This window comes from Serratia proteamaculans (genome assembly GCF_008830365.1).
In the GTDB taxonomy this organism is placed as follows: domain Bacteria; phylum Pseudomonadota; class Gammaproteobacteria; order Enterobacterales; family Enterobacteriaceae; genus Serratia; species Serratia proteamaculans.
On record NZ_WBKI01000005.1, the window covers coordinates 120,219 to 132,223 of the forward strand.

Consider the following 12,005-nt stretch of genomic DNA (forward strand, 5'->3'; position numbering starts at 1 on the left):
CCTCCTAAAGTAGGGAGGGTGGATAATAAAAGATTACCGGAACCATCCGATACGTTTATACGAAGGAGATAGCTTTGGGACAGGAGTATGCACTGGTCGTTGATGACCATCCTTTGGTGGCAAGCGGCATCGCCAATTTTCTTAATACGCATTGCCGATTTAAACATGTCCACATGGCGACCAACGAAGAACATTGCTATCGCCACATTATGCTAAATGGCCCTCCTCGTTTAATGGTCATAGATTTTTGGCTATCCAATGGCACGGCTCTTAAATTACTCAAAGAGGTGAATGAACGTTATGCGCAAATTCGCTTACTGGTGGTCAGTGGCGACGACAACAATGAAATATGGCAAAAGGTTCGAGCAGCCGGTGGTCACGGCTTCGTGCTTAAAAATGAATCTCCTGAATTATTTGCCAAAGCCGTAGCCACACTCACAGAAAATCGACTATGGTTTCCTCAGGATAATGCGATGGGTGTAACTCCCGTCCAAAACCATTTGCAACATTTAAATTTAACACCGCGACAGGTTGAAGTGCTTGCCATGATGCTGCGTGGTTTTCCTAATAAAAGAATAGCCTCGCAACTTTCAATTTCAGAACCCACAGTTAAAGAGCACATCAGTAATATTCTGAAAAAAATAGGTGTGAATAGTCGGGTGGAAGCAATCACTCTGCTCCACGGCAGATCGGGGCCATTACAATGAAGTTACTTCAATCTTTACAAGATGATGGTATTTCTCCCCGTGCGCAAATCCGTCTGTTGGACAATACATTTATACGTTTGGTATTTAGCTTCAGCGCAGTGCCCTTTGTTGGTATTCCTTTCGCTATTTGGATTTATTTACTGGGGGAAAACTTATGGCCGATTACCCTCTGGATAGTCTTATATTTATTCTGCGCCGTCGCCATCAGGTTATGGCATCACAGCTATAAGAAAGAAACAATAAAAAAAGATGCAGACGTTATTCTTCGCCGCTGGCTACCCCATATCAATAAAGTTGCCTTCGTTCATGGGTTGGGTATTTCTTCGTTATATATAATCACGCCACAGATAAACAATTTTGACTTTTTCTTATTATTGAACATCAGTATCGCGGCTATCGTTGCGGCCAACGCAACACATTTAACGCCAGTCATTAGCACCTTTACCCTGTTTTTCTTTTCCTGCTGGAGCATACTGAATATTGGCATCATCTGGCGATTAAACGATGTCATGCTTATTGTGCTGATGCTTAACCTGCTTTATGGGTTCGCCATCTACCGCCACGCATTGAGTTCCCATAAATTCTTTATCCAGCAAGCCCGCCTCGAAGAGGAAAGCTCCCGTCTTGCGGAGCAATTCAGGCAGGCCAAAGAGGAAGCAGAGCAGGCATTATTGGATAAAAACCAATTTCTTACTACCGCCAGTCATGATTTGCGGCAACCGGTGCACGCCATGGGTTTTTTGATCGAAGCCATCATCCATAAAAACCGCGATGTCACGCTCATCCCCCAGCTATTGGATCTGCAGCAAAGCGTAAGATCCGTGCATCTTATGTTTAATTCCTTACTTGATCTCAGCAAGATTGAATCCGGCAACGTCAGCACGGCAACGACCCATGTGGACATTGGAATGTTGCTCGACTCGGTGATGACCCTGTTTCGCGAAGAGGCGAACAGCCGGGCATTATCATTACGGGCATGGCGGCCCAAGCGCCGAGTTTATGTGATGGGCGATCAATTACTCATCAGGCAATCACTGATTAACCTGATACAAAATGCACTGCGTTATACGCAAAAAGGGGGCGCGCTGATAGCCATTCGCCCTCAGGGAGCGGAATGCTTAATTGAAGTTTGGGACACCGGCGTTGGCATCGCTGACGAAGAGAAAGGCAAAGTTTTTTCCCCCTATTATCGCCCTGAGCTGGCGTGGAAAATCGATAGTGCCGGCCACGGATTAGGGCTGGCGGTAGTGGCACGCTGCGCCAAACTGATGAAGGTGAAATACGGCATGCAATCCGTTGAAGGCAAGGGTTCCCGTTTCTGGATGCGCTTTGCCCTTTACAACGGCGAATGCGAGCTACCAGAAAGCGCAAACAGTTACTCAAATACCCTCACTCCCATCCGCTATGCACCGCTGTACGGTTCCTGCCTGGTGGTGGACGATGACCCACTGGTGACTTCCGCCTGGTCGAGTTTGATGAGCACCTGGGGCCTTACAGTACGCTGTGCGGCCTGCGCAGAGGAGGCATTTGCGATTATCGATGAAGGCTTCAGCCCCTTTGCCGTACTCTGCGATCAACGGCTCCGCTCTGGCGAAAGCGGGTTCGATATATTGAAAGCGCTGTTTGAACGCCTGCCGGATACCAGCGGTGCCATGGTCAGCGGGGAATTTAACTCACCCACTTTGCAAGAGGCCGAGCAGGAAGGTTATCTGGTACTGCGAAAACCGCTGGAACCCGCGAAACTCTATGCATTGCTGTCGCAATGGGCAGCCGCCAGTTAGCCGGTAGGCTTTATACCGGTAAACCCATGCCGGAATTTCGTTTCCACATGGGTCCGATTTCAGGAGTGGCATTCCTTTAGATCTCGAGGCCGCGCAGCAGACCCTCAAGGTTGCGCTCGCCAACCCGGGTCTGAGCACCTGCCTTAAGCCCACCCCGAATGAGTTTTTCTGCTGCGGGCCGTGCGAACAGCCCAGCCCAGGCATCGTGCTCACGATAAAAGCCTTCTCGCAGATCTGGTGCAGGCATCGCCTGTTTGGCAGCAGCAATAACGCCCTCGGGCAATGCCGCAATGTTGCGAGCCAACCGATCGACGAAATCATCGAGTTCGGCAGCAGGTAATGCGCGATTGATCCATCCGTAACGTTCCGCCGTAGCGGCGTCGATCAAATCAGCCCCCAGGATCACTTCAAGCGCACGACCGCGCGTCATCCGGCTGGCCAGATACTGGGTAGCGCCACCGCCGGGCGTGATACCCATTAAGGCCTCACACTGGGCAAGCCCCGCCAGGCCTTCTGCGGCAAATGCCATGTCGGCCGCCGCAACAAACTCGGCACCCCCGCCGCGTGCCAGCCCGGCAAGCTTGACGATCGTGACCTGCGGCTGCTCCCGCAGAAGCTCACCGAATGCCTGGAACGGATTAAGGTCTTCAGGAGCATGGCGTGCAAGCTCATCGAAAGCGTGCGGCTCATCGATTAAGGTCATGTCGACATGAGCAATAAAAAATTCGGGATTCGCGCTCTGGAATACCAACACTCGCGTGTTCAGATCGTCACGAACAGCAACAAGAAAGCGGCTGATCTCCGACATCAAAGACACATCAAGCACGTTGACCGGAGGATTGTCGATCGTGATCGTCGATACGCCATGGTCATGGGAAATACTCAGCCTGCCGAAATCTGTATCTGTCATGTCAATTTCCTGGGTGGTGGGGAAGAAAGTGGCACCGGGTTTGGGTGCTGTTCACCGAATGGTATACTTTGCATACCTAGGGTCAATTACGCACTTTAAGCATCCCAGGGATGCTGGAGGATACCTATGAACGAGACAGATCCTATCTACCGGGCCGACTGCCCAAGCCGAATCATTCTCGACCAGATCGCGGATAAATGGTCGATGATGGTGCTGGAAGTGCTGCGTGAGCCACGGCGCTTCAATGCAATCAAGCGTCGCCTCGATGGCGTCACTCAACGCGTACTGACCCAGACACTGCGCAAGCTTGAACGCAACGGCATGGTAAAACGCAGGGTGTTGGATGGGCGAGTGCTCGGCGTCGAATATTCACTGACGCCGCTCGGCCAATCGTTACAGGAGCCGTTTGCAATCCTGTTTAATTGGACGCTGGGGAATATGGAGACGATACAGGACTGCCAGAGAAAATATGATGAACAAAGCCAACAGGATGAAAATTGAGGTTGGCAGCCTCAATTCCCTGTGCGATTAATGGCCGCGTACATCCAATAATCTCGGGCCTGCCCGCGCACGCGGCGGTATTGCCTGATTAAGCCTTCGCGCTGCATGCCCACCCGCTCCAGGACGGCAATGGACAATATGTTGCTATCAAGAACCGTAGCCTGAACACGCTGAAGGCCCAGAACGGTGTGCGCCCAATGAATAACGGCACGCGTCGCCTCCGTCGCCAAGCCCCGGCCACAGTGGCTCGGGTCAAGATCGTAGGCAATTTCAGCCCGGCCATGATCGCGGGATATTTCGTTCAACCCCACCGTGCCGAGCAAACTGTCACTCGGATCCACAATGGCCCAACGAAGCGAGTCTTTGCCTTCGGCATAGTCAGCAACCAGCTTTTCGAGGTTGCTCGGGCCGACATCCCCCCAACTGGTATGTTCAATGACGCCAGGTTTACTCAAATATGCCGACCACGCATCAACATCATCTGGTCCCAGCGGCCTTAAAGACGCGTAAAGCTCGTCGGGTAGCGGTATTCGTATTGGCAATGTCGTCATAGCACCTCCGTCAAACCAGTCACTGATGCAAAGATATAAGGTACTGTGGTTTAGATGCGTTGTGAACTTACGCCAGGTAATTCCATAAAATACTTTTACTTCATAAAAATCCCGCAGTTACGCGGGATTAGATGTGATTGCTGTTATTTAGCGCCAGCCTAGACCGGCCACTAAATCATTCCCACTCGATTATCAATCGACCGTATTAATCCATTAAAATATGGGTATAAATGCAATCACTCCAGCTCAATACCATGATAAGTACCATGCTTCGATTTCCACCGACCTGCCGGTAAATGGAGCAAGAGAAAGTACTAGCCATCAGCCCGCGACTGACTGCGTAAAGACTCGACTGCAGCCTCAAGTAGTTTTTCGTCAGGCATAAGCATACCCCACTCCCTCCAGAAGTCTCGCGTCGCGCTATCAGGCTTCACTTGAGGTTGATCCAGTTTGATCCGCGTCGGGAGAAGTACAGCATCACCCAGCAGGAGGGCTTCGCCCGTGTCGAGCAGAGGAAGCATAGCCGTCAAGCCAACTAGAGAATCTGGCATAAGCCTCTTGATGACATTCTGATCGCTGTCGTTCGTCAACCTGAGAGCTAGGAAATTATTGCACTGAGACAGAATCGTGCGACTGACATCAGATGGCCTCTGGCTCACTACAAGTAAAGAGAAGCCATACTTCCGACCTTCCTTAGCGATGCGCTCAAATGACCATAGAGCCTGTCGTTGAACGGCGTCAGCGTCATCCTTAACTGGTAGATAGAGGTGCGCCTCATCACAAAGCAATGTGATCGGTGTGCGGGCATCCGCGCTCATCCAAAACTGGACGTCATAAAGCAGACGGGCAAGTGTCCCGGTGACAACCGGAAGCACATCAGCCGGTACCTCGGAGAAATCAATGATCTTAATGCCGTTATTTGAGTCGGCACGAAGCAATTTCACGATCTGCTTGGCGAGCCATCCGTAATCCAACGACTCCGGTGGAGGCGAAAACATAAAACCGTATCGGCGATCATCAAGCTTTGCCTCGAGCCGGGAGATGAAACGCGTCAGTTTATCTTCCCATTCGCCTTTTACAGCGGCACCTTTAGCCCCAACCCCTTTCGCCGTATTGTCGACCTTCAAACGAGCGACTAAGTCCTCTACGGCATAAGGGATCGGCGAATCGACGGTGAAGGTCTCTTTAACCTTGGCCTTACCCGAATCATCGAGGGTGATTCCCTTTAGTTCACGCACGTGGCGGGTAAAGCGAGAAGCTTGGTTGGGAGCATTCTGATCACTACGGTCCAAAACCATCGACAGCATTTCGTCGCGGTTTAGCAGCCAGTATGGGAGGAACAACGCATCATCCTTAGGCGTAGCTAAGTCACTAGGTCCCGCGATGCGAAACCGCTGTGCAAATCCGCCTTTGCTTTTATCCGCAAGCGGCTGGTATTCGCCATGCATGTCGAACACGACTATGTTGGGAAACTTGAGTTTGGCTGCCCTCTCAAGAATAAGCGCAACTGCCCAACTCTTGCCCGACCCGGTACTGCCGAGAATTGCAGCATGTCGTTGAAAAAATTTGTCACCGCTTGCGATCGCTTCAGCGCTCCGGTCGGCAACGAACGTACCGAGTTTCAAACGCTCGTCGTCCGAGAGACCTGCACCCAGGATGCCCATAAAACGTTGCAGATTGGCTCCTTCAATGACGAAGCATTCCCTATCAATTTGAGGGAAACTATCAGCTCCACGCTTAAAAGCATCGGGTTTATCGCCATCAACCGTCCGATAGGTGCCGATAACAAAAGCCTGCATGTGATCAGATGGCGAGACTGTCAGTGTTCCAAACTCACCATCTGCGGGATCAGGAAGCTCTTCGCGAAGGGAGCGTGTAACTCGGTCTGTCATTCCAATTAAGAATTCCGCTTGGGTCGCCCCCTTGATAGCGATAAGCTGGCCGATGCCTACACGTGTCAGCATCTCAGAATTCGTGACGTCGATAGCCACGCGGCTGGTATCAACACCAGCTACACGGCCAATTTGATCATTGTCTATAAACACGAGCGCCGGGCTTGTCATACTGATAAAACTCCCTTCACAAATCCATCGAGATCCCAGTAATCAACACCGGGGTAGAATATCTCTGCTCCACCAACGATGAAGCATGCACCTGAGCTTCCAGCCTCTTCGCAAAACTCAGCAGCTATCACGTTCTTATTCTTTACGGCTATCTCTCGTGCTTTAGGAGAGAGCGCGAAAGTTAAAATTACCGTTTTCACACCTGATTTGATACGGGGTGTAAGATGGGTTTCCAAATGATCATCATTGAAACCGTAACCGATAATGAGGAAGCGGCGTGCCTTGTCGATCGCGTCATTTGCCTTTTCTCGATGTTTGTCGAAAGGACTCTCATATCCGCTCCGGAATTTGTTCAATCCCGGGGTGATGATAAGGCGAGGAAGCGGCAATGCCCCAGCGTAGCGGACCGGATTGCCCTCACGATGATACCAATCAAGGCTGCCATGCGGCTTAAAGATGTTCGCCTTCTTCGCGAAATTGTAGCGCACGTTCTTACCCACCAATTTCACACTGCGGCAAAAACTCCAATAGCTATCCTGTGGCTCAAGCCGCGCTGCAAAATGGCCACAGAACATGGTGTCAACGCCTAAACCGGCTTCCTCACATGCGAGTTCGGCAAGACGATCATAGTTTGTCGTCACAATTGGTATGCCCGCATCTGGCTTTAGTAAATGCGGAATCAATTTGGTTAGTCGAAGCATCCTGGATTTATTAAAAACCTCTGAGATAATATCGGCTTCAGCGGTGGCAATGAACTCACCAGTGCTCTGCACAATGGCCGCTTCGAGGGATGGTGAGGGGGCATACTTCAGCAAAGCCGCCTCTAGACCATCTCTCTCAATAAGCGGGTAAATCTCTTCCCAAAGCTTATTGTCGTCAGGCGAAAGGCTAGCAGGAATATGGGTGACTAGGTGGTGCCCAAGTGCCCCCATCCCGGGCACGCCCTCTGCACAGGACAACCCAGAACCGATAATTAAAACGAGCCCATCTCCAAGGTGTTCTTGCAACAGTTTTTTTAACGCACTTAGTTCCACTAACTCCTACCTTCGTCGCTGCGCTTATGCAAAAGAAGATTGCTTCAACGCCTCCATAGACATCAACGAAATCATGCCCGCCAAATCTTCCAGCTCGGCACAATACCCATACTTCTAATTGCCGACACCAAACCGGCCGGTAATCATACTGGTGTAGCTTAACTTTCGCGGCTAGCCTGTTTGAGCCAATGTTCTAAGTCCGCGACTCGGTAAGAATGAAAATGGCTTCGCATTACGAACGCAAGTACGGAAACTGCCCCAACTACCGCTTGACCTTGCGGCCATTGTCGCGACTGGAACACTCTATCGAGTCCCACAATAAGCTGCACCTTGGTATACATCGCTTCGGCGTAGGGGAACTCAAGATCGGTATAGACATTGCTTCTACCATTGTGAATCTCAATGGTCAGGCCTTTTACTTCTGAGCTGGTGGCCGAGCCTGCCCTACACAAGTAGATATTTCCTGTCGTCACAAAGAGGTCAATTCCAAGGCTCGAAGGATGATGCCAATATTTACGCTTGAGCCGAAGCAATTACCAGATCCTGTGTTAGTAAGGTAAATTGCAGATCCAGCAACGCTTCTCCGCCTGCAGTCAGTTGCCCATGCAACAAAGCAACCCCCCCCTTAGCTATATCCATCCGTCCAGCAATACACTCTTCATTTAATTGTCGGAGCAACATTCGAACTGGCGTACCTTCTGCCACCTGTTCAAACTCCAGTAAGGCAGTCATCAGTGCTTTCTCATCCTCCTGACGTACAGACTGTTCCAGATGAGGGCGACTTTCTGTTCCAAGATTGAAATGGCGTAATCCGTCAAGTTCAGTGATAAGCGACAATGCAGGCTGTGCCGCCTGAACCAGCTTATCGTTAAGCCGATATAAATCTAATTCATCAAGCCAGTCATCAACCGCGTATGGGGATGCAAAAAGACTAAATGTCGCGCTGACGGTGAGCCGGGATACTACAATCCCTGCAATACGAGGAATAATCCAAAGACGGCGATGCTCACCAATTGCGCTCTGGACATGCGTTCCATTTTCTTCAAGCCATAGCAGCCAATCTTCTGGATATTCAAGTTCCACGATCGCCAGCACCTCTGATGTTGGCCACGGTAAAAGTTGCTCCCAGTCAGGGCGGGCATGGAGTTCAGTTTCAATCCCTAGATTTTTCAGCCTACCCTCTATCTCCAACAGATAGCCAGACATTAGCTTATTGAACTGACGCATTACCACTCTGACAGCGCTGCTCAATGCCCCTCCACGTAAAGCCGATTTAACCTCAGTTAGCCATAACAGCGTCGGTTTTATTCCCTGAGTACCTGCTTCTGCTGACAGAAGACACAGCGACGTGATCAGCTCCTTTAATCGCATAAAAGATTTTTCCGGGTACCCACCCACGAGATCCCAAGGATAATCCTTACCTCTCTCTATGTCTTTCAACAGATCTTTCAGCCACGCAATATAGGGTGCATATCCCTCAGGCAGAGATATAAATCGCAGGATCATATCCGCTGAACAACAAAATAATATGTTCTGAACAGGAGTGGCATGCAGTTCTGTATTTATCCCAATTAACTCCCCTCCTTTTGGTGGAGTAAGTTCCCGGGTGGCCTCATGCACGGCCCCAAGTTGTTCCAGAAGCTTAGATGAAGGAGCTTTGCTCCGTAAGATTCCGTCCAGAATCTTCTCGACTAACGGAACGAGTTTATTTAATAGTACGAGCGCCCTCTGTAAATAATCCGTATAGCTTTCTGTACCGACTAGCCCGGCAGCAGTCGTTATCCATCGTTTATTCCATTCAGGTAATGCTGATGGTGGCAGGTTTTCTCTTGAGATGCGCTTTGTTGCAACAGGATAATCAGGAATACCAGAGAGAAAACCACCCGCAGCAACAGCATCGACAGCAGCCACTACTGCTGTTGGGTCCAATCCAATCAGGATGGTGCAAAGTTGTACAACGTCTTTATGAATGTCTGTCTGGACCGAATGTGCGATATGGAAGATCGAACTTCGCAACAGCCGACCTTCTGGCGCCGCTTCAACACTGACTTTCCCAGCCCAAGGGATCTCAAATGGAATACGCGCAATTAATCGCTCTGGTGTATTACTACTTGCCCATGCCATAGCAATATCTGGATCGATAAGGCGGACCGCACTCAGTAGATCGGCAATTAGCATTAGGTCCAGCCCATCAAAGCAAGGTCTGATATCAGCAATAATCTGTTGAATATTTGCCGGGATATCTATACCCAATATAGCTCCCAAGAGTCCCCGAAGATTTGGAACCGCAGACGCAGAAATTATCTGCTTAACCGCAACTAATGAAAGCTGACTGAATAAAGCCAAACGGGGATCGTCAGTGGAGCGAGTTTGCAGCAACCGTATTGAATCTTTTATACGTTTTGGGAAAATATCAGAGGAAAGATCCGCATCAGCGACAGCGAACATAACAACACCAGTAACTTGAGTTGGTTCCAGCCCCAGAGCTCGCACTTCTGGGAGCCAGTCTCGTAAAGTCATCTCGATATGTGCCTGTCCTAGTCCTGAAAGCGCAGCAACTAATGTAGCAGGTTCGCACTCATGTTCGATTCGGGTCGCAATCGCCTTAATCAAAGCGTCTTTAGCTTCTGGATAATGGATGAGGACATAAACCGCCAGGATATCCAGATTCGCGTGGTGAACGACAAACACTGTTTCTGTAATGGTGTGCAAAAGTGTTGGTGGGGGATACTTATGGCAGAGACGGAGAATAGTCGCAGAACGTAACTGATGTAGCCCTCCCAACTGCCCATTCAGGGATTCGGAAATGAGATGCTCATCAATTAGCCGCCGTAGTGCTCTGGAAAGGTTGCTCTGAGGGAGGTCTAAAACTTCAGATAATCGGCCAATATCAACCATAGCCCCTGCCGCCCCAGCTAGTGCGGTAATGCGAAGAATAGCTAGTTCAGTATCCCTTGCCTCCCGAAGGCGACAATCTATCTGTTCCTCAAGAACAATTTCAAGCCGTTCGCCACGAGTAAGAATATGCGTATACTCAAGCAAAAGCCCATTACTTTGTGCCCAAGGCTCTCGCCAACCAGCCCATGTGGTTTGTCCCTGATGAGAAAGCTGTTGCCAAATTCGTTCAGCGACAGCTTCTTCCGCAGTTGGGCGAACCTCTCCGGCGAGAGACCGGGTTGTCAGCATGAAAACGTCTTCTTCTCTGATTGAACCGAGCAGAAGAATGCCGCTTCCGGCTCTTGCTTCACGTAGCAAGCCATCCCAAAGACCCGCTTTCCCTTTACCCACATCATCGAAAATAAAACCAACGGGCGCTGAAGAAGCAGCTCTCAATGAACGGGCAAAACGGATAAGTAAATGAGCGTCAAAACTGTCACCACGCGTAATTTCAAACCAACGCACTGTATGTCGGCTGATACGGGCTGTTTCCCACATGAGCGCTGATTTCCCAGTGCCCGACTGCCCAACGATCAGAGCGGCTCTTTGGGTTGCCAGTATAGCTAAAACAGCACTGCGCGCTTCAGGTCTTTCCACGACGAGGCCTGCTGCAAGATGGGCTGGTCGTGTATCCATTCCCAGATAAAATGCAGGTTCGTCTACAATAGTAAGAAAATCAACAGAATCGCAATATCCTTCACGAAGGGCCATTTCCATGCCTGCCACATCAAGAACAGGCTCCATTCGACGAAAAATCGCTTCGACATCAGATATAGCCAATCCTTCGTGCCTTCCGTTCTTAACCATCCCATTAGAATCTGCCAAACCACCAATGTGGTTTAGCAATTCGCCGTAGTAAACTTGTGCGGCCACTGGTACGCAGGGAAGTGTATCGCTGATAATTTCAATTGCTTGTTCCGCAGGTCCAGCAACAATCCAGATGTAGGTACGAGACGATAGTAATTTCCAGCGCGGGTCTACCCGCAGAGCGTCAACTAAACCCGGATGCTCAGTTAGGACATAATCTGTTTTTAGCCCCTGTGTCACAGAGCGTTCAAGGATCAGATTCAGATCTTTGTCAGGATCAGGATATGCTTCATACCGGTTCCAGAGCGCCCTTACAAAACCCACAACCTCACTAATCGGAAATGACCCCATGTGATCACGACGAGACTTAACTTGAACAAGTGAAGAAGCTGTGATGCCATGTAATTCGTAATCATCTCGTCCCTCAGGAATAACAAGACCATAGGGAAGATCCTGTCTCCAACAGCGTAACGCCAACCATACTCCTACCGCATCCTGATATCGAAACCCTCGTCCCGCGTGTGATCCAGCACCTGATTGATTACGTTTCTTGTTTTCCATGGCATTTTTTCTTCTAGATTCAGGAATTCCCATATGAGAGGTATGCCGTTATGAGGCCTTTTTCATTAAGAAATTCATGATAATAAGGACAGTTATTATACTTGCGAAATTTCCCTTCTGTTTGACCTACTTCCAATAATTAACACAACGTGA

At 49.8% G+C, this 12,005-nt stretch carries 8 protein-coding genes; 3 read left to right on the plus strand and 5 right to left on the minus strand.

All coding sequences use genetic code 11. The features are described from left to right. The first annotated feature begins 74 nt into the window (after positions 1-74). Together F8R23_RS18025 and F8R23_RS18030 are read left to right on the plus strand one after the other, a co-directional pair. Positions 75-707 carry a response regulator transcription factor gene (locus F8R23_RS18025; RefSeq protein ID WP_129937385.1) on the plus strand — a complete coding sequence of 211 codons (633 nt, stop codon included), beginning with the start codon at positions 75-77 and terminating at the stop codon, positions 705-707. Further along, positions 704-2,488 carry a hybrid sensor histidine kinase/response regulator gene (locus tag F8R23_RS18030; protein WP_129937386.1) on the plus strand — a complete coding sequence of 595 codons (1,785 nt, stop codon included), beginning with the start codon at positions 704-706 and terminating at the stop codon, positions 2,486-2,488. The genes F8R23_RS18025 and F8R23_RS18030 overlap by 4 nt, the downstream gene beginning before the upstream one ends. A gap of 76 nt (positions 2,489-2,564) precedes the next feature. Here F8R23_RS18030 and F8R23_RS18035 read toward each other — a convergent pair whose 3' ends face one another. Further along, on the minus strand, positions 2,565-3,398 hold the full coding sequence (locus F8R23_RS18035) for an enoyl-CoA hydratase/isomerase family protein (RefSeq protein ID WP_151415869.1): 834 nt from the start codon (positions 3,396-3,398) through the stop codon (positions 2,565-2,567). A 126-nt stretch (positions 3,399-3,524) separates the two neighbouring features. Between F8R23_RS18035 and F8R23_RS18040 the strand changes: the two genes are divergently transcribed. Beyond that, positions 3,525-3,899 (plus strand): winged helix-turn-helix transcriptional regulator, encoded by a 375-nt coding sequence (locus F8R23_RS18040; RefSeq protein WP_129937388.1) that lies wholly within the window; start codon positions 3,525-3,527, stop codon positions 3,897-3,899. An 11-nt stretch (positions 3,900-3,910) separates the two neighbouring features. Here the strand turns inward: F8R23_RS18040 and F8R23_RS18045 are convergent, their stop codons facing one another. The 4 genes from F8R23_RS18045 to F8R23_RS18060 all read right to left on the minus strand — a co-directional run bounded on the left by F8R23_RS18045 (position 3,911) and on the right by F8R23_RS18060 (position 11,852). Beyond that, positions 3,911-4,450 (minus strand): GNAT family N-acetyltransferase, encoded by a 540-nt coding sequence (locus tag F8R23_RS18045; protein ID WP_151415870.1) that lies wholly within the window; start codon positions 4,448-4,450, stop codon positions 3,911-3,913. A 314-nt stretch (positions 4,451-4,764) separates the two neighbouring features. Then, the gene (locus F8R23_RS18050; RefSeq protein ID WP_151415871.1) at positions 4,765-6,513 is read right to left on the minus strand and encodes an ATP-binding protein; all 1,749 of its coding nucleotides are present in this window, start codon (positions 6,511-6,513) and stop codon (positions 4,765-4,767) included. Beyond that, the gene (locus tag F8R23_RS18055) at positions 6,510-7,547 is read right to left on the minus strand and encodes an SIR2 family protein (RefSeq protein WP_151415872.1); all 1,038 of its coding nucleotides are present in this window, start codon (positions 7,545-7,547) and stop codon (positions 6,510-6,512) included. Before F8R23_RS18055 ends, F8R23_RS18050 begins: the two co-directional genes overlap by 4 nt. A gap of 513 nt (positions 7,548-8,060) precedes the next feature. After that, entirely contained in the window at positions 8,061-11,852 is a 3,792-nt protein-coding gene (locus tag F8R23_RS18060; RefSeq protein WP_151415873.1) for a hypothetical protein, read from the minus strand. Between the last annotated feature and the right edge of the window lie 153 nt (positions 11,853-12,005).